The organism is Amycolatopsis jejuensis (assembly GCF_000717335.1).
Taxonomy (GTDB): Bacteria; Actinomycetota; Actinomycetes; order Mycobacteriales; family Pseudonocardiaceae; genus Amycolatopsis; species Amycolatopsis jejuensis.
The window spans coordinates 79851-97265 of the sequence record NZ_JNYZ01000010.1 but is presented as its reverse complement, the minus strand read 5'-3'; the positions used below and the strand labels follow the sequence as shown (position 1 = coordinate 97265).

18 protein-coding genes are annotated in these 17415 nt (G+C 70.2%); 10 read left to right on the top strand and 8 right to left on the bottom strand.

Annotated features, from left to right (window positions below; translation table 11 throughout):
* Positions 1–40: 40 nt before the first annotated feature.
* Both OO71_RS14085 and OO71_RS47355 read right to left on the bottom strand, forming a co-directional pair.
* Positions 41–1540, bottom strand: coding sequence for an alpha/beta fold hydrolase (locus OO71_RS14085; protein WP_033290210.1), 1500 nt, complete (start codon positions 1538–1540; stop codon positions 41–43).
* Positions 1541–1683: 143 nt separating this feature from the next.
* Positions 1684–2307, bottom strand: coding sequence for a hypothetical protein (locus OO71_RS47355; protein WP_051791534.1), 624 nt, complete (start codon positions 2305–2307; stop codon positions 1684–1686).
* Positions 2308–2360: 53 nt separating this feature from the next.
* Between OO71_RS47355 and OO71_RS14075 the strand changes: the two genes are divergently transcribed.
* Positions 2361–3134: an IclR family transcriptional regulator domain-containing protein gene (locus OO71_RS14075; protein WP_033290209.1), complete on the top strand. Its 774-nt coding sequence runs from the start codon at positions 2361–2363 to the stop codon at positions 3132–3134.
* An 8-nt stretch (positions 3135–3142) separates the two neighbouring features.
* Here the strand turns inward: OO71_RS14075 and OO71_RS53560 are convergent, their stop codons facing one another.
* The 6 genes from OO71_RS53560 to OO71_RS14045 all read right to left on the bottom strand — a co-directional run bounded on the left by OO71_RS53560 (position 3143) and on the right by OO71_RS14045 (position 7952).
* Entirely contained in the window at positions 3143–3439 is a 297-nt protein-coding gene (locus OO71_RS53560) for an amidohydrolase family protein (RefSeq protein ID WP_281178414.1), read from the bottom strand.
* Positions 3436–4014 carry an amidohydrolase family protein gene (locus OO71_RS46390; protein WP_281178413.1) on the bottom strand — a complete coding sequence of 193 codons (579 nt, stop codon included), beginning with the start codon at positions 4012–4014 and terminating at the stop codon, positions 3436–3438. Before OO71_RS46390 ends, OO71_RS53560 begins: the two co-directional genes overlap by 4 nt.
* Positions 4014–4811, bottom strand: coding sequence for an SDR family NAD(P)-dependent oxidoreductase (locus OO71_RS14065; RefSeq protein ID WP_033290208.1), 798 nt, complete (start codon positions 4809–4811; stop codon positions 4014–4016). Before OO71_RS14065 ends, OO71_RS46390 begins: the two co-directional genes overlap by 1 nt.
* A complete protein-coding gene (locus OO71_RS14060) occupies positions 4808–5314 on the bottom strand; it encodes a carboxymuconolactone decarboxylase family protein (RefSeq protein WP_033290207.1) in 507 nt (168 codons plus the stop codon). The genes OO71_RS14065 and OO71_RS14060 overlap by 4 nt, the downstream gene beginning before the upstream one ends.
* Positions 5315–5354: 40 nt before the next feature.
* On the bottom strand, positions 5355–6662 hold the full coding sequence (gene dctA, locus OO71_RS14055; protein ID WP_245633663.1) for a C4-dicarboxylate transporter DctA: 1308 nt from the start codon (positions 6660–6662) through the stop codon (positions 5355–5357).
* A gap of 645 nt (positions 6663–7307) precedes the next feature.
* Positions 7308–7952, bottom strand: coding sequence for a DUF6338 family protein (locus OO71_RS14045; protein WP_033290205.1), 645 nt, complete (start codon positions 7950–7952; stop codon positions 7308–7310).
* 156 nt (positions 7953–8108) lie between these two features.
* On the opposite strand from OO71_RS14045, the gene OO71_RS14040 reads away from it, so the two are divergent.
* The 9 genes from OO71_RS14040 to OO71_RS48200 all read left to right on the top strand — a co-directional run bounded on the left by OO71_RS14040 (position 8109) and on the right by OO71_RS48200 (position 17361).
* Positions 8109–9125, top strand: a complete 1017-nt coding sequence (locus tag OO71_RS14040; RefSeq protein WP_033290204.1) for an LLM class flavin-dependent oxidoreductase — start codon at positions 8109–8111, stop codon at positions 9123–9125.
* Positions 9126–9127: 2 nt separating this feature from the next.
* Complete coding sequence (locus OO71_RS14035; RefSeq protein WP_033290203.1) at positions 9128–9577, top strand: nuclear transport factor 2 family protein; 450 nt, start codon at positions 9128–9130, stop codon at positions 9575–9577.
* A gap of 1 nt (position 9578) precedes the next feature.
* The gene (locus OO71_RS14030; protein WP_084144932.1) at positions 9579–10367 is read left to right on the top strand and encodes an alpha/beta fold hydrolase; all 789 of its coding nucleotides are present in this window, start codon (positions 9579–9581) and stop codon (positions 10365–10367) included.
* A complete protein-coding gene (locus OO71_RS14025; RefSeq protein ID WP_033290202.1) occupies positions 10364–11293 on the top strand; it encodes a DUF1028 domain-containing protein in 930 nt (309 codons plus the stop codon). Before OO71_RS14030 ends, OO71_RS14025 begins: the two co-directional genes overlap by 4 nt.
* Before the next feature lie 86 nt (positions 11294–11379).
* Positions 11380–11739, top strand: coding sequence for a hypothetical protein (locus OO71_RS14020; protein ID WP_033290201.1), 360 nt, complete (start codon positions 11380–11382; stop codon positions 11737–11739).
* Positions 11736–12875, top strand: coding sequence for a M20 family metallopeptidase (locus tag OO71_RS14015; RefSeq protein WP_033290200.1), 1140 nt, complete (start codon positions 11736–11738; stop codon positions 12873–12875). Before OO71_RS14020 ends, OO71_RS14015 begins: the two co-directional genes overlap by 4 nt.
* 9 nt (positions 12876–12884) lie before the next feature.
* Positions 12885–13928 carry an S-methyl thiohydantoin desulfurase family protein gene (locus tag OO71_RS14010; protein WP_033290199.1) on the top strand — a complete coding sequence of 348 codons (1044 nt, stop codon included), beginning with the start codon at positions 12885–12887 and terminating at the stop codon, positions 13926–13928.
* A gap of 17 nt (positions 13929–13945) precedes the next feature.
* A complete protein-coding gene (locus OO71_RS14005; RefSeq protein ID WP_425388675.1) occupies positions 13946–15319 on the top strand; it encodes a hydantoinase/oxoprolinase N-terminal domain-containing protein in 1374 nt (457 codons plus the stop codon).
* A 185-nt stretch (positions 15320–15504) separates the two neighbouring features.
* The gene (locus tag OO71_RS48200; protein WP_245633661.1) at positions 15505–17361 is read left to right on the top strand and encodes a PucR family transcriptional regulator; all 1857 of its coding nucleotides are present in this window, start codon (positions 15505–15507) and stop codon (positions 17359–17361) included.
* Positions 17362–17415 lie beyond the last annotated feature (54 nt).

The window sequence follows — 17415 nt, the reverse complement described above, 5'->3', positions numbered from 1 at the left end:
CAGCGCCTCCGAGAATTCGAAGGCGCTGCGGTGGATGGGATCAGCAGGTCGTATCGGCGCTCGGGAGCACGCCGTCGCTGAAATAGGTGTTGACGGCCTTCTCCACGCAGGCGTTCGGGTAGTGCCCGAAGACGGCGTGGACCCGGACGTCCTGCAGCGTGACCATTCGCGACGCGGTCAATGCCTGGTGCAGCCCAACGCCTTCAGCGTACGGGGTGCGGCTGTCGCGAGTGGCCTGCACGATCAGCGTGGGCACCGAGTTGTGCACGGCGGTCGGCGGTTCGACCGGCGGGAGCCAGAACGCGCACGCGGTCGGGCCGTTGGCGAAGCCGCCGAACACCGGCTGCGAGGCGCGGTTGCGCTCGATCGTGCGCCAGTAGTACTCCGGGTCGTGCGGGGACCAGACGTCACCGCACGCGATGGGAGCTTCGCCGGAACCCTGCGTTTCCGGGGTCGGCTTGGTCAGCGCGGTCAGCAGGAAGTCCAGTCGCGGGTCGATCTGCACCGGCTTGCCCGCGGCGGCGTCGACGAGCTGCCGCACGAGCGCGGCCGGGACGTCGTTGAGGCGCTGGTCGGCGAGCAGGTTGAACAGCACGGTCGGCACCAGGTGCTCGTCGACCTGGTGCGTGCCGATCTTGATCGGGGACTTCGCGGCCCCGCGGATCAGGTTCTCGACCTGCGCCCGCACCTGCGCGCCGGTGGTGCCGAGGTGGTACTCGCCGTCGCGGGCCGCGGTCCAGGCCGCCCAGTCGTCCAGCCCGGCCTCGTTCGCCGGGCCCATCGCCTGGAAACTGCCGACGCCGTAGTGCTTCGGGTCGATCGCGCTGTCGAGCACGATCCGGTCGCTGCGCTGCGGGAACATCTGGGTGTAGACCGCGCCCAGGTAGGTGCCGTAGGACCAGCCGAAGTAGCTGACCTTCGGTTCGCCGAGCGCGCCGCGGACCACGTCCATGTCGCGGGCGGTGTTCCGGGTGGTGAACTGCCGGACGCCAGGACCTTCTGCGGCGAAACACTGGCCGGCCAGCTTCTCTTCGAGCCGGAGGGTCCGGTCGAAGCCGGTCCGGTCGATGCCCGCGGAGCGGAACATGGTGCCCACGGGCCAGCCGCAGTTGACCGGTGTCGAGCGGCCGATGCCACGCGGGTCCATGCCGATCAGGTCGTAGCGGGCGGTGACCGCCGGGGTCATCGCGGTCCGGACGTCGAGCATCATGTCGAGCCCCGCCGCGCCGGGCCCGCCGGGGTTGGACAGCATGACCCCGCGCCGCTGCCCGGGGTCGGTGGCCTTCAGCCGGGAGATCGCGACCTTGATCGTGCGCCCGCCGGGCCGAGAGTAGTCCAGCGGCACCGTGACGTCGGCGCACTGCGCGCCCGCGTCGTCGAGGTTCTTCACCCCGCAGGCTTTCCAGTCCAGGCGCTGGTGGTAGTACCGGTCCAGGCCCGATCCCCCCTCGCTCACCGGTCCCGCGGTGGCGAACCCGGCGCCGGCCAGCAGGCCCGCCCCGGTCGCCACCACGGCGGCGAGCGCTCTCACACGTACCATTTCCCTGTCCCCGCTCTCTTGGTTCGGCTGTCCTGAGTGGACGAAAGAAACCCTAGAGAGCGGGTCCGGAAGTTGACCATGAAGACAATGCCCGGACTCCGGTTCAGCAGGCGCGACCGCGGTGGTGGTGCCTGCTGTACCAATCACCGCGAGATGCGCCGATGGAAGCCGAACACCCGCCGTTCCCGGGCAGTCACCCTGTCCATCACCTGCGTGCGCGCCGGGGTGCTCGTCGCGTGGCGGTATTCGTCGGCATCGAACAGGCGGACATCCGAAATCTCATGGAATGCCAGGAAATCCGGACCTGCGCCGGAGGTGCGGCGGTAGCGGCGGGTGCGGTACCAGCCGTCCATGCGGTGCAGCAGCGGGAGGTGCTCGGTGCGGTACCACGCGTCGAGGCCGTCGGGATCGGACGTGGACAGCTGGACGGCGACCACCACGGCCGGTTCCGGGGGCGCCGTGCCGCGGTCGTCGAGGAGTTCGTACACGCGCCGGTCCAGCGTGGTGAGCCGGTCGACGATGTCCTGCTCCCGTGGGCTTCGGTGTCGGATGATTTCGTACTCCGGGCTGTCCAGTGCGGCGGAATCGAGTTCGTACCACGCCAGCCAGCTCGGTTTCTGCCCGTCGAGCGCGTGGTAGCGGTACCCGGTGCGGATGCCCGGCACGCCGAGCCGCGCGGGGCCGTGCTCGGTGTCGTACCAGTCGTGGAATTCCTCCTCCGGGACCGGCCCGGGTTCGGCGAGCACGAACAGTAACGCCTCGGTCATCGGGTAGTGTCCTTCCTGAACTTGACGGCCTGGCAGGAGGGTGGGCAGCGGCGGTGTCTCGCGAGGACCCGGATGTCATCGATTCGGTCGAGAAGGCTTTCCGGTTGCTGCAAAGCTTTTCCGGAGACAACCCGGCGATGACCGTCAGCGAGGCCGCGGCCGTCACCGGCTTCACGCGCGCCACCGCGCGCCGCATCCTGCTCACGTTCGAGCGGCTCGGGTTCGCCGAAACCGACGGCCGCCGGTTCAGCCTCACCCCGCGCGTGCTGCGGCTCGGCTACGGCTACCTCGCCGCGCTGCCGTTCTGGGAACACGCCCAGTCGCACATGCGCGCGCTGTCGGACGAGGTGCGCGAGTCGAGCTCGCTCGCCACCCTCGACGACGGCGAGATCGTGTACGTGGCACGGGTTCCGGCGTCGCGGATGATGACCGTTACGTTCAACGTCGGGTCCCGGCTGCCCGCGTACCCGACGTCGATGGGCCGGGTACTGCTGGCCGCGCTGACCGACGAAGAGCTGGAGTCCTATTTGGACACCACCGAGCTGCGCCGGCTCACGCCCAACACGATCACCGGCCGGGCGGCGCTGAAGGCCGAGCTGGCGCGGGTGGCGGAACAGGGGTACGCGCTGGTGGACGGCGAACGCGAGGAAGGCGTGCGGTCCGCGGCGGCGCCGGTCCGCGGCCGTGGCGGCCGGGTGATCGCGGCGCTGAACGTGTCGGCGAACGCCGCGCGGGTGTCGGTGGAGAAGCTGCGCGCGGAGTTCGTCCCGCGGTTGCTGGAGACGGCGGATGCGATCACGAAGGACATCGCCGGTCTGCATTCGTGACGGGCTGCTCACGCGAAGTCGAAGCATTGCGCGGGATTTGTCACCAGTAGCCGGCGTAGTGCTTGCGGGCTGGGTGCGATGTCGGCCAGCAGGTCGACCAGGTGGCCGTCATCCGGCATGAAGCCGTGGGTGTTCGGGTGCGGGAAATCGGTGCCCCACACCACGCGTTCCGGCGCGTGTTCGGCCAGCAGCCGGGCCAGCGCGGCGGAATCGGCGAGATCCGGGGGTGCGGTGGCGATCCGGTCGGCGCCGCTCAGCTTCACCCACACCGTGCCGGTGTCGAGCAGCCGCAGCAACGCCGTCACGGTTTGCTGTCCAGCCCGGCGCGCAGGTCCACGCGGGCCATGTGGTCGATCACCACTTGCAGCGGCAGTTCGCGCACCAGGTCTTCGTGGTCGGCGATGCCGTCTCCGGCGACGTGCAGCGCAATGTGCCAGCCACACGGCGCGATTTTGGCTGCGATGGCGTCGATGGTTTCCCGTGACGGCGCCGGGCCGAGGTGTGGTGTGAAGTGCAACCGCGCGCCGCGTACGCCCGCTTCGTGTAGCCGTGCGATCTCCGCGTCGGGCGTCTCCGGCGTGACGATTGCGACCCCGCGATAGCGGCCGTTGCCGTTCTCGAGCGCGTCGAGGAGCGCGGAGTGATCTGTTCCGTGACAAGCAGATTGGACGATCACTGCGCGCGCGAAGCCGAGAAAAGCGTGGAGCCGCTGGAGGTCCTCCTTCGGTGCTTCGGGCGGCGTGAAGGTGCGGTCTGGCGCGTACGGGAAGACGTCGGTGGGGCCGAAGATGTGACAGTGCGCATCGCAGCTGTCGGGCGGAAGGGCGAGCGCGGGCTTCGTCGGCGAAGCGACCGGTCCGGCGCACGTGGGTTGCAGCATCAGTCACACCTCGCGGTCATGCCGCCGTCGACGACGATTTCGGTACCGGTGACGAACCTCGCCTCGTCCGAAGCCAGGTACAGCGCGGCGTACGCGGTGTCGCGCCCGTCTCCCATGAATCCCAAGGGTATCCGCGCCTGCCGACGCGCGAGCAACGCGTCGACGTCGCCGTCTTCCCGCTGTCCGGCCAGCCGCGCTTCGACCATCGGCGTGTGCAGCTGACCGGGTACGACGGCATTCGCGCGGATCCCGTCGGCGGCGTGCTGTACGGCGATCACCTTGGTGAGCTGGATGACTCCGGCCTTGGCGGCGGCGTACCCCGCTTGCGGCGACCCGGTCCAGCGCAGGCCGGACGTCGACGCGGTGTTCACGATCGCGCCGCCGCCCTGCTCCCGCATCACCGGAATCGCATGCCGGCAGGTGAGGTACACGCTGGTCAGGTTGTACTCCAGCTGTGCCGACCAGTCCGCCTCGCTCAGCTCGGCCGGTCCGCCGGGACGCGAGCCGCCGACGTTGTTGACCAGGATGTCGAGCGACCCGAACTCGGCCCGGCAAGTGTCCATTGCGGACTTGACGGACGCGCTGTCGGTGACGTCGCAAAGGTGCGTGCGGACCGTACCGCCTTCGGCCGAGATCCGTTCGACGGTCTCGGCCAGCGCGTCCGGCCGCCGGTCCAGGGCGAACACCGTCGCCCCTTCGCGGGCGAACAGGACCGCGGCTGCTCGGCCGTTGCCCCAGCCCGGCCCGACGCTCCCGGCACCGGTGATCACCGCGACCTTGCCGGTCAGCCTCGTCATTCCCGGCCCACCTCCAGTGCCACGAGAAACCGCGAGACCATGTTGTACGCGGCGATCGTCGTGGTGAGCTCGACGATCTGCTGGTCGGCGAAATGTTCTTGCAGTGCCTTGAAAACCAGGTCGGGTACGGCGACTTCCCGCGTCATCGCGTCGGTGTACGCGAGGGCCGCTCGGTGCGGTCCGGCGAGCACGGCCGGGTCGCCATCCGCGCGGAGAGCGGCGATCTGCTCGGCCGTCATCCCGGCCTCCCGCGCGACCGGCTCGTGCGCCGCCCATTCGTACGCGGCGCCGTTCAGCTCCGCGACCCGCAGAATCGCCAGTTCCCGGACGTCCGCGGACAGGGTCGACGCCCCGCGGATCGCGCCGAGCAGGCTGTTCCAGCCGTCGGCGAACGCCGGGCTGTGCAGCAGCATCGTGTCGAGCGGGGTGAGCCGCCCGCCGCGCCGCTGCCGGATCCGGTCGGCGACCGGGCCGCCCGCGTCGGAAGAGCCGATTCGTGCCACAGTTTCCCCTTGTCTTGGCCAGGTCTTGACTACTTCTTGACTACACCGGGGCCGGGACGGCCGGGGTTTCCCCGGCCAGCACGGCTCGCGCGCGATTCAGGTCGAGGACCTTCTCCCAGCGGCTCACCACGATGCTGCCGAGCATCTGCCCGCACAGGCTCACGATGCCGCGCATGGTGGAGAGGAACCGGTCGATGCCGAGGATGAGCATGATGCCCGCGTTCGGCACCGTGTCCAGAGTGGACAGTGTCGCGGCCAGGATCACGAAGCCCGCCCCGGCGACGCCCGCGCTGCCCTTCGAGGTGAGCATGAACACCGCGAGCAGACCGATCTGCTGCCACACCGAGAGGTGCACGTCGAAGGCCTGCGCGATGTAGAGCGACGCAAACCCGAGGTACAGGCACACGCCGTCGCCGTTGAAGGCGTACCCGGACGGCACCACGAGCCCGACGATCCGCTTCGGGCAGCCCATCCGCTCGAGCTTGTCCATCAGCTGCGGCATCACGACCTCGTAGTTCGCGGTGCCTAGGGTGATCAGCAGCTCGTCCTTGAAATAGCGGTACAGCCGCAGGATCCGGATCCCGCACAGCCGCGCGACGGCGCCGAACACCAGCAGGCAGAACAGGATCCCGGTGACCCAGAAGAGCACGACGACCCCGCCGAGGCTCGCGAGCGTCGACGCGCCGAACTTGCCGGTGGTGTAGGCCATCGCGCCGAACGCACCCAGCGGCGCCAGGTACATCACGAGCCGCACGATGCCGAAGGTCGCCTCGCCGACGCGCTCGATCCCGTGCAACAGCGGCTCGCCCCGCTTGCCCATCGCCTTGATCGCGACGGCGAACAGGATCGAGATCAGCAGCACCTGCAGGACGTTGCCCTCGGTGAACGCGCTGACCGCGGTCTTCGGGATGATGTTGACGAGGAAGTCGTACCAGTGCTGGTTTTCCCCGGTCTGCACGTACTGCTGCGCGGCGCCGGACAGCTTGAGCGACGCCGGGTCGGCATGGATGCCGTCGCCGGGACGCACGACGTCCATCACCACGAGGCCGATGATCAGCCCGATCGTGGTGAGCACCTCGAAGTACACCAGCGCTTTCACCCCGATCCGGCCGACGCTCGCGAGCTCGCCCGCGGACGCGATCCCGGTGACGATCGTGCAGAACACCACCGGCGCGATGAGCATCTGGATCAGCGCGATGAACCCGGTGCCGACCGGCTGCAGCGCCGTGCCCGTCCGAGGCCAGAGAAAGCCGACCAGCGCACCGAGCACGATCGCGACGAGCACCGTGAGGTACAGCTTCGACGTGAAAGCCTGTTTGAAGAATCTTCCGGTCGACATCACCGACATCACCGCTCCGTGTTCGTCTGACGTACGACTGCGCGACTGACGAACACATCGTGAGTCACGTCGGCCGTTTCGTCAAGGCCCTTCGTGCGGGCTGCGGCAGGCTGGCGTTGCGAAGCGGACGGGAACCCGATTTCCGCCGGGTTGTTCCGTCCAGGGGCTGCTCATCCACCTGGCCCGGAGTCGCCGCTCTATCACGCGTGCAGCCGGGAATGCGCGATTCTGCTCGACGATGCGGTTTCGAGGCGCCATCGGGCAGGCGTGGATGGCGCTGACCGGTGCACGGTTTGCGGACCCCTCCGGCGGTGATCCGCAGCGCGTCGAGGCGGCTCTGTGGGAGCCCCGGCCACCGCTCCATCGGTATCGTCCCGGCGGGGTGCCGGAACCGGTCACGGCCTCCGACGCACTGCTGCTGGCCGAGCTGCTGGGGAGTTCCCGCGCAATTCGTGGCCGCCGCGCAAGCTGTGGGAGCTCGGTACCGGCGGGCAGGTGGGTTTCCGGCAGACGCGGCAGCTGCGCGCGGTGCTGCGTCTGCCTCGTCCCGAATTCCGAGATGCGGAAGCCGGGCGACGAGGCGTCCGCCCGCTACGAGGGGGTGGACCCCCGCTACGCGAACTTGCCCAACCGGACCGGCGAGCACTAGCCGGGTCAGTCCGTGCTGGGCTCCTGAGCGGGAACATCCAGCAGCTCCACCAGGTCGACGTCACTCGCGCGCAGGTGCAGTCCGGCGCTTCCCTCGACCGGGCGGAGGAACCGGCCGTCCGGGCCCATCACCCAGGCCGTCTGCAGGTACAGCTCGGCCGGATGCGGATACGACGACGCGTACGAGCGCGAGCCGTACCAGCCGCCTGCCCACGTGCCGTCGCTCAGGCGGACGCGCGCGAAGCACGAGCCGCGATCGCGGAACATCCAGTCCCAGGCCGTGGGGGTGTTGAGGTACCGCGCGGTGCGGCGCCGACGACGTTGTACCAACGTGACCGCACCCGCGGCGGCGGCCGGGATCACCACGAACAGCAGCAGTCCCAGCAGCCCGGCGACGCGCAGCGTGGAACCCGAAACGTCCCAGCCGTGGATGCCTCGGACCAGCCGAACCAGCTCCGGGCCTGCCGCGATCAGGTAAGCCACGTCGAGCACGATCGACGCGGCCAGCGAGCGCAGTACCCGTTCACCGAGGTCGCGTTCGCCGGGAACCGGGCCGCGCCAGCGTTCGCGCAGGAACTGGTAGGTGATCCCGGGCAGCACGAACAGCACCAGCAGACCGAGCTGAAGTGCTGTGGAAGGTGCTTGCCCCATCGGCGTTCCCCTCGTCGGCGGCGGGTGGTCCGACGATAGCGGGACCGGGCACGGTGCACACCCCGCGCCGCGCGGGTTCGTCATCGCGTCCGAAGCGCCGGGCTCCGCGCCGCTCATAACGTGGCGCCAGCCAAGGAAAACGTGAGGAGCCCGCTCATGACCGACCCGGTGCGCAGCAGGCTGGGAATGCTGCTCGGCAGCACGACCCCGCCCGAAGAAATCGGCAAGTACGCGGCCGAAGCCGAGTCCGCGGGCTACGGTGAACTGTGGATCCCCGAGGATTACTTCTTCCTCGGCGGTATCGCGGGCGCCGCGCTGGCGCTTGGTGCGACGGCGCGGATTCCGGTCGGGATCGGCGTGATGTCGTCGGTGGTCCGGCATCCGGCGCTGCTCGCGATGGAGCTCGCGACCCTGGCCAGGGCGTACCCGGGCAGGCTGATCCCGGGCCTCGGACACGGCGTTCCGGCATGGACCGCGCAAATGGGCCTGACCCAGCGATCGCCGATGAGCGCGCTGCGCGAGACGATCACCGGCGTCCGGGCGCTGCTGAACGGCGAAACCGTGGACGACGAGGGCCGGTTCGCCACATTCCGCCAGGTCGCGCTCACACATCCGGTACCCGAACCGCTGCCGCTCTTCACCGGCGTCCTCGGCGACAAGGGCCTCGACCTGACCGGCCGGCTCGCCGACGGTCTGCTGGTCAGCGCGCTGGCCCCGGTCGAGTACGTCCGCGCCGCCCGGCAGAAGCTCGACGCCGCCGCCGAGGCCGCGGGCCGCACCGACCGCGTGACGATCAGCGTGCTGCTCGCCGCCAACGTCACGCGTGACCCGTCCCGGGTCGCCGACGTCCGGGCCGCGCTCAAGCCGGTACTGGCGTTCTACCTCGCGGCGACCGGCCCCGGCCCGCTCACCGGTGCGGCCGGTGCCAACGAGCAGCTCGCGGACCTGCTTTCCCGCGGCGGCCCGGAGGTCGTCGCCGCGGAGATGCCGGACGAGTGGCTCGACCTCTTCGGCCTGGTCGGCGACCAGGACACCGCCCGCGCCCGGATCGGCGAGTACCTCGCCGCCGGTGCGGACAACGTTTCCCTCGCCACGGTGGTCGCCGACGGGGCGGCCGAAACCCTCGCCGCCGTCGGCGAGCTGACCGGCGAGTTCACCCACGGAAAGGAATGACCATGGCTGGCGACCTCGAGCAGATCCTCGCGGTGCACAACGGCTGGTACGACGCGAACGTCGGGCTGATCGCCGACCGGATGCTGCCGTACTTCCCCGAAGGCGACGGCTACCACCAGTTCAACCTCAACGGGCACACCTACCAGGGCGTACTGGACAAGCACCGGCTGTGGCTCAACCTGCCTGCGCTCGGCGTGAACATCACCGCGATCAAGGACGTGGTGGGTCCGGACGTGCAGGTGTTCGGCGACGTCGCCGTGCTCACTGCCGAGGGCACCTGCGACCTCGTGATGCCCGGCCCGGACGGCAAGCCCGGCGACGCGGTAGCGACCCCGTTCCGCGCCACGGAGGTCTACCGCCGCGACGACGGCAACGGCAAGCCCGCGTGGCGGATCTGGCACATGCACTGCAGCATCCAGGACCAGCAGATGCCGAAGTACGGGACGGAATGACATGCCGCTGGAACGGCTGAACGTCGAGGACGGCCGGTTGTCGGTGGTGCGCACCACCGGCAACCGCCCCGGCGACCCGCTCGTGCTCCTGCACCCGATCAACTCCGCCGCGGTGGTGTGGACCGACGTAGCCGCACTCGTCGACCGGCCGGTGGTGGCCGTCGACCTGCGCGGCCACGGCGAATCGGCCCCGCTGGAGCCGTTCACCGTGGAGGGCGGCTACGCGCCGGACGTGCTCGCTGTGCTCGACGCCCTCGACCTCGACCGCGTACACCTAGCCGGAGGCTCGCTCGGCGGGACGATTTCCGTTGCGCTGGCCGCGCTGTACCCGGAGCAGGTGCTGAGCGTGACGACCTTCGGGTCGACACTCGGCACCGGCGTCCCGGCGGAGGCGATCGACGAGATGGTCGCCGAGCTACGGCAGAAGGGCACGGCGAACTACTTCGCCGACCTGGTGCCGCAGATCATCGGACAGGCCCATCTCGGGTCCCCACGGGTACGCGAGGTCATGGCGACGGCGGTAGGCACGCGCGCGGAAAGCGTCGTCGCGGCGATCCTGCACGGCGCTTTCGGGGCCGACATCCGCCATCTCGCCGGGAAAGTCTCCGCACCCGTGCTGGCGGTCGCCGGTACCGAGGACCCGACCTGCCCGCCGGACATGTCCCGCGAACTCGCCGACGCAACCGGCGGCACCGTACGGATCCTGCCGGGCGTCGGCCACCTGCCGATGCTCGAGGAACCTTCCCGCGTGGCGGAAATCCTCCGGGACCACACGGGAGCGGTTGCGTGACCTACTCCATCGTGGCACGGGACCCGGCGACCGGACACCTTGGCGTCGGCGCGCAGACGCACTTCCTCGGCGTCGGCGCGCTGCTCCCGTGGGCGGAAGCGGGCGTCGGAGCGGTCGCGACGCAGGCTTTCGTCAACGTCGGGCACGGGCCGAACGGCCTTTCACTGCTACGCCAGGGCGTCACCTCTCAATCTACTGTGGACATTCTCGTCGCCGGGGATGCCGATGCCGCGTACCGGCAGCTCGGCGTGGTCGATGCGCAGGGTCTCGTCGGTACCCACACCGGCTCGTCGTGCGCACCGAATGCTGTTTCCGCGCAAGGCGATCAGGTGACCGTGCAGGGAAACATGCTCGCCACGCCGGAGGTCTGCGACGCTGCCCTCGCAGCTTTCGAATCCGCGCAAGGCGACCTCGCGTCGCGGATCCTCGCCGGACTGCAGGCCGGTGAGTCAGCCGGCGGCGACGTACGCGGGTCACAGTCGGCGGCGCTGCTGGTGGTGTCCGGCAAGCGCACCGCGGAACCGTGGAACGAGGTGGTGGTGGACCTGCGGGTCGACGACCACCCCGATCCACTCGCCGAGCTCGCCCGGCTGGTTCCGCGCGCGCGGGCCTTTGCGGTGGTGGGTGGAGTGATGTTCAGTCGTGGCCTTTCTCTCGGGCCGTTTGCGGGCGTGTCGTCGGAGGAGCTGGACGCGCGGTTGGCTGGGCTGGCCGAGGCCGCGGAGGCGATCGGGCCGGACAATCGCGAGGCCGATTTCTGGCGTTCGGTGCTGCTCGCCCGGGCGAGGCGGTTCGCTGAGGCGGCTGCGTTGTTCGCGGAGGTTGCTGCCTTTCGTCCGGCGTTGGCCGGGTTCGTGGAGGGGTTGGCGCCGTTGGGTTTTCTCGATGCGGAGGCCCTCGCTGCGTTGGTGGGAGGCGTACGGTGATCGACGTTGCGGATGCGGCTGATGTGCGGGGGTCGACCGGTCGGGTGGTGGGGGGTGACGCGAGGGATCGGTCCGGTGGTGGGCAGGTGACGGTGTTGCCGTCGGTGGCGGTGGTGCCGTTGGTCCCGGAGCTGTCGCTCGCGACGGTGGAGTCGCCGGTGGCGGTGGTGCCGCTGGTGACGGAGCTGCCTCTGGTCGCGGTGGAGCTGTCGGTGACGGGGCTGCCGCTGGCGGCGGTGGAGCGGCTGGTGGTGGAGCCGCTCGTGACCGAGCTGCCGCTGGCGACAGTGGAGTCGCCGGTCGCACTGGAGCCACTGTCGAAGGTGCTGCCGGGCCGCGGCGATGGGGTGGTCCGTTCGGCGCAGGCCGGGTTTGCGGAAGGGTTGGCGCCGCTGGGTTTTCTCAACGGCAGGGCGTCCGCCACAATGCCGGGAGGGGCTCGATGACCGACGTCGCAGGAGCCGTGGACGAGCGCCGCGTAACCGAGCTGACCAGTCGGCTGATCCAGTGCGACACCAGGAATCCGCCCGGTGGCGAGCAGCCCGTGGTGGAACCGCTCGTGGCGGTGATGCGTGAGCTCGGCGCCGAGATCGAGATCTTCGAACCCGTGCTGGGGCGGCCGTCCGTGCTGGCCACCGTCGGGCGTGGCGATGGGCCGACCCTGCTCGTCAACGGGCACATCGACACCGTGCCGGTGACCGAGGCCGACTGGTCGGTGCCGCCGTTCGGTGGCGAGGTGCGCGGTGACCGGTTGTACGGGCGGGGCGCCTGCGACATGAAGGGCGGGATCGCCGCGGCGATCGAGGGGTTGCGGGCTTGCCGGGACGCCGGGATCGAGCCGCCGTCGACGCTCGCGTTCCACTTCGTCGCCGACGAGGAAACCGGCAGCCAAGCCGGTACCCAGGCGCTGGTCGCGTCCGGGCGCGTGCGGGCCGACGCAGCCGTGGTGCCCGAGCCCAGCGACCTGCAGGTGTGCGTGGCGGAACGGGGTGCGTTGCTCGTGGAACTGACCGTGCACGGCAAAGCCGCGCACGGCAGCGACCCGGCCGTCGGGCGGTCTGCGGTGGCCGACGCGGCCAGGATCGTCACGGCTCTGCACCTGGCCGATTTCGGCGCGCAGCATCCGCTGCTCGGCTCGCCCACGTGCAACGCCGGGACCATCGAGGGCGGGGTCTCGGCCAACGTGGTCGCCGCGAGCTGCCGGATCAGGCTGGACCGGCGGGTGCTGCCCGGCCAGTCGGCGGAAGAAGCGCTGAAGAGCTTGTTTGAACTTGTCGATGCAGTGGGAGATTTTCATATCGAGGCAGACGTCCTGGCGTTCGCCGAAGGTTCTCAAATCGAAGCGGATCACCCGTTCGTGTCTCAAGTGCGAGAAGCGGCGGACAGCGCGCCGATCCGCGGGCTGTATCTCGGTACCGATGCGAGGTTTCTCCGTAACCAGCTCGGCATTCCGGCGGTGGTGTACGGCCCGGGCTCGATGAAGGTCGCCCATGCCGCCGACGAATACGTGGTGGTCGCCGACCTGGCGACGGCAGCACGGACCTTCGCCCGGTTGTACGCGAATTTCCGGGGTGGCAGTTAAGGTTTCCGGATGGAGCAGGTGACCGAAGGCGCGCTCGACGACGTCCTCCGCGGCGCCGCGCATTTCGGCAGCGGAGGCGGCGGTGACCTGCACCTCGGGCGAGAAATGCTCGTCGCCGCGCTCCGTCGGCACGGTCCGGTTCCGCTGGTCGACGCCGCCCGGTTCGACCCCGACGCGTTCGTGCTGCCGGTGATTTCCGCCGGTGTTCCGTACGCGCTGGCCGAGAAGGCGCACAGCTTGGCGGACGCGGAGACGTTGCGTTCGGCGGTGGAGGCGCGTGCGGGCCGCGAATGCGTGGCAGTGCTGCCGGTGCAGCGGGGGAGCGTGAACCTGGCCGTGCCGCTGGCGGTCGCCGCGCAACTCGGGTTGCCGTGCCTGGACGCCGATCTGATGGGTCGCACGCTGCCGTCGATCGACCTGACTCTGCTGCATTTGGCCGGACATCCGGTCGCGCCGGTCACGGTCGTCGGCGGGGCCGGGGTGGTGGCGGAGTTCACCAGCGGCGAGGCGACTGTGCTGGGGGAGATGCTCCGTGCGGTGATGCCGTCGCTCGGGCTGGTCGCGTTGATCAGTGCGTACCGTGTCACGGCGGCGGATTGTGCCGGACTGGGTACTGCCGGCGCGGTGTCGGAATGCGCGCGGATCGGGGCGGCGCTCGCCGAGCCTGGCCTGGAGCCGTTTCTGCGTGCGTGCGGCGGAAGTCTGGTGTGCACGGGAACGGTCGCGGAACTCGTGCAGAACTCCACCGACGGCTGGCCGCGCGGCGTTGTCTCGCTGCGCACGCCGGACGGGTTCGCCCGCATCGACTTCCAGAACGAAAACCTGGTCCTCAGCCGCGATGGCACTGTGCTGGCAACGGTTCCGGACCTCATCACCTTCGCCGACGCGGATACCGGCATCCTGGTGCAGACGGTGGATCTGGTGCTGGGACAAGAAATACACGTTCTGGTCAGCCCGGGTGACGCGCGATGGCACACCGACGCAGGATTGGCGATGGTGGGTCCGCGCGCGTTCGGATATTCGGTTGATCCGGTGCGGTTCGGTGGTGCATGATGAGTAGCGGGTTGAGGGTGGGGTTGGATGGTGTAGGGGCTCGCGCTGTTGCGCTGGACCGGGACGGGCGGATCGTCGCGGTGCATCGCGGGCGGCCGGGACGGGATGCACCGGAGCAGGTGCTGAAGGCGTTCTTCGCGAGCGGGATCGGGCCGGTCGACCGGGTGGTGGCGATTCTGCCGCCGCCCATGCTGACCGATGGTGCACGCGTCGGTGTGCCGCGAAGGCATCCCGCGCCGGTTGACGGGACGCGCGTTGGCGTGGTGGGAACGCAGCCCGCGCTGGCGGAGGGCGTTCGCGGCGGTGTGCTGCGAACGCAGCCCGCGCTCGTGGACGGGGCACGCGTCGGCGTGCTGCGCATCGGTGCGCCGGCCGCGACTGTGGTGCCGCCGCTCGTCGGCTGGGCGCGGACGTCACTCGTGGGTCCGGTGCGCATGGTGCGTGGCGGGCACGAGTACGACGGCCGGGTCGCCGCTGACCTGGACCTGCCTGCAGTGGCCGAATTCGCGCGCGCGTGTGCGGGGAGGGTCGACGCGGTCGCGGTCGCCGGGGTGCACGCGCTGGAGAATCCCGAACACGAACAACAAGCTACGGCCTTGCTCGCCGACGAACTCGGGCCGGACATCCCAGTGGTCCGCGGCGCCGAAACGGAGGCAATCGGACTTCTGGAGCGCGAGCACACTGCCGTGCTCGACGCGATGCTGGCCAACGCTGCTGCAACGCGAATCGACGCGCTGGCAACGGTTTTGCGTACCACGGACGCCGAGCTGTACGTGGTCCGCGGCGAGGGCACGGTGCTGCCTGCTGCGGACGCGCATCGGCACGCCACTGCCTGGCTCGGCGCGGCCCGTGGCAGCTTGATCCACGGCGCCGCGCGGCTGGCGGGAGTGTCGTCCGCGGTGGTGGTCGAGGTCGGTCCGGACGAAGCGGTCGTCGGGGTGACGGTCGACGGGGTCTTGCCGGATTCCGGAGTACCGCGGGAAATCGAGGGTCTTCGGACGGGATTGCGGATGCCGCGCCTGACCGTGGTGCCGCGCGAGCGATTGGCGGAAGTGCTGGCGCGGCAGGATGATCTCCCGGTGGTGGATGTCGGCGAGACGTTGCCGCCGGAGGAACGCGACCTCGTGGCGGCGGTCGGAGCGGCGACCGCGGAAGCGGCGGGCTCGGTGGACCGGATCTTCTGGCAGGGCTCCGGCGGCAGGCAGGACGCGGTGACGCGAGCGCGCAGACTGGCGGCCGACGCGGCCTTGCGCGCGGGCGCGGACCCGGCACGGCTGCGGGAAATTCCGGTGCGGGAGGCGTTGATGACCTACGTTCCGGTGCCCGCGGCACGGCTGCAGGTTATGGCGATCGGGCCGGTGCTGGATCCGGCGGAGGTGATCTCGTGGTGAGTCGGGTGTCCGTCGCGCTCGGTTGGTTGCTGGGTCTGGATCTGCTGGTGGTGGTCTCGTGGTGACGTCGGCGTCTGTCGCGCTCGGCCGGTTGCTCGACCTGAACCGGCTGGGGGTGGTCTTGTGGTGACCCCGGCGTCCGTGACGCTCGGGCAGCTGCTCGATCCGGCGGAGGTGGTCTCGTGGTGACCACGGCTGCCGTCACGCTCGGCCAGTTACTCGACCTGAACCTCCTGGAGGGGTACGAAATCCTCGGTGGTGCCGGTGGGCTGAGGCGGCCGGTGCGTGTGGTCGTCGTCGGCACGAGTGTGCATGAGATTTCCGCTCTCGCGCCAGGCAGTGTCGTGGTGTTCGGCAGGGAGCAGCTCGCACTTGACGACCTCGCCGTGGACCTCGCGATTCGGCTGGCTGCCGGGGCTGGGCTGTCCGGGTTGGTTGCGGCTCGTACGGTGCGGCAGGTTCCCTTGGTCACCCGGCGGCTGGCGGATCGGTTTGCGCTGCCGCTGATCGGCGTCGAGGATCTCGCGCCGGTGCGCGTCGTCACGGCCTTCGATCCGTATGTGCGGGCGCCGGAGATCGCTGGGTTGCGCGTGCTCAGCGATGCTGCCCGGCGGTTCCAACGGCCGCCGGCCAATGCGAATGCGCTCACGTCGATGCTGGCTGACACGCTTGGGGAACCGGTCGCGCTCGTCGACGCGGAATCGCGTTTCGTGGCCGGGAATCCGGCGGTGCATGCCCTGCTCGCAGGCGAGGCGACCGAGGCCGAGACCGGTGCCGAGACCGCGACCAGGAGCGGTGCTGGGCCCGCGACCAAGACCGGCGCTGAGACAGCGACCAGGAGCGGCGCTGAGGCAGCGACCAGGAGCGGCGCTGGGACCGCGGCCAAGACTGGCACCGCGACCGCGGCCAACACCGCGACCGCGACCAAGACTGGCGCCGAAACCGCGACCAGGAGCGGCGCTGAGACCGCGGCCAAGACTGGCGCCAAGACCGCGACCAAGACCGCGACCAAGACCGGCGCCGAGACCGCGTCCGAGGCCGAGACCGGCGCTGAACTGAGCACCTCGCACCCGGTCGCCACCACGGTCCACCTCCGCGGCACCGATTTGCTCCTCCAGCCAGTGCAGGTCGACCCAGTAGGCCCGGCGGTTTCGTGGATTGTGGTGCGGCTGCCTGCGTCGGCGACCGGCGTGCTGCTCGAGCCGATCCGGCGGGCGGTGGCGATTGCTGCGTTGGCGTTCGCCGTGCGGGTGGCGGGTGATGCGGTTCGGGTGGAGCGGGAGCATCGGCGAAGGTCGTTGCTGCTCAACGAAATCATCGAACAACCCGATGATCCCGGACGGCGCACCGTCGAGCGGGCGACTGCGCTCGGCTGGCGGCTTGCGGGGTGGCATACGGCGGTGCACGTCCAGGTGTCGGCCGCCGCACCGGCCGTGCGGTTGTCTGCGCTCGGGGCTGAGCTGGAGGACCAGGTCGGCGCGGCGCTTGCGGAACGGGGTGAGGGCTGGGTGTTCTGGTCGACGACCGACGCCGAGGCTGACCCTGGACCGCTGGCGCGCCGGGTCGCGGAGGCGCTCGCTGCGGTCGAAGCCGAGCATCCTGGCCTGCGGTTGTGTGCAGGGCTCGGCGGCGCGCACGCGGGTGCGGCGGGGATCGGCCGTTCGGCGGATCAGGCGCGGCAGGCGGCGCTGCTCGCGCGGACAGTCCGGCGTCCGGCGACCGTCGAGCACTTCGACGCGGTCAGTACCCGGCGGCTGCTTGCGGCCTGGTACGGTTCGGCGCCCTTGCGTGGCGCGGCGGCCGACCTGCTGGCGCCGCTGCGGGAGGCCGATCCGTCGGGTGAGCTGATCCGGACTCTGCGGGCGTACCTGGATTGCCAGTCGTCGGCGAAAGCAGCCGCGGTGTTGCTCGGCGTGCACCGCAATACCGTCATGCAGCGGATGGAACGCGTGACCCGGCTGGTGGCAGCGAATCTCGACGACCCGGACGATCGGCTGGCCGTGCATCTCGCCACCCGGGCCGCGGACGTCGACTGGGATTGACTTGGCTCAGCGCCCACCCCGGCGGCCCAAGCAGGGCACAGAGCCCACTGACGG

Bases quoted from the DNA above. Each gene is read 5' to 3' on its own strand.
- OO71_RS14085 (WP_033290210.1), bottom strand. From the start codon at position 1,540: ATGGTACGTGTGAGAGCGCTCGCCGCCGTGGTGGCGACCGGGGCGGGC.
- OO71_RS47355 (WP_051791534.1), bottom strand. From the start codon at position 2,307: ATGACCGAGGCGTTACTGTTCGTGCTCGCCGAACCCGGGCCGGTCCCG.
- OO71_RS46390 (WP_281178413.1), bottom strand. From the start codon at position 4,014: ATGCTGCAACCCACGTGCGCCGGACCGGTCGCTTCGCCGACGAAGCCC.
- OO71_RS14065 (WP_033290208.1), bottom strand. From the start codon at position 4,811: ATGACGAGGCTGACCGGCAAGGTCGCGGTGATCACCGGTGCCGGGAGC.
- dctA (WP_245633663.1), bottom strand. From the start codon at position 6,662: ATGTCGGTGATGTCGACCGGAAGATTCTTCAAACAGGCTTTCACGTCG.
- OO71_RS14045 (WP_033290205.1), bottom strand. From the start codon at position 7,952: ATGGGGCAAGCACCTTCCACAGCACTTCAGCTCGGTCTGCTGGTGCTG.
- OO71_RS14040 (WP_033290204.1), top strand. From the start codon at position 8,109: ATGACCGACCCGGTGCGCAGCAGGCTGGGAATGCTGCTCGGCAGCACG.
- OO71_RS14035 (WP_033290203.1), top strand. From the start codon at position 9,128: ATGGCTGGCGACCTCGAGCAGATCCTCGCGGTGCACAACGGCTGGTAC.
- OO71_RS14030 (WP_084144932.1), top strand. From the start codon at position 9,579: ATGCCGCTGGAACGGCTGAACGTCGAGGACGGCCGGTTGTCGGTGGTG.
- OO71_RS14015 (WP_033290200.1), top strand. From the start codon at position 11,736: ATGACCGACGTCGCAGGAGCCGTGGACGAGCGCCGCGTAACCGAGCTG.
- OO71_RS14010 (WP_033290199.1), top strand. From the start codon at position 12,885: ATGGAGCAGGTGACCGAAGGCGCGCTCGACGACGTCCTCCGCGGCGCC.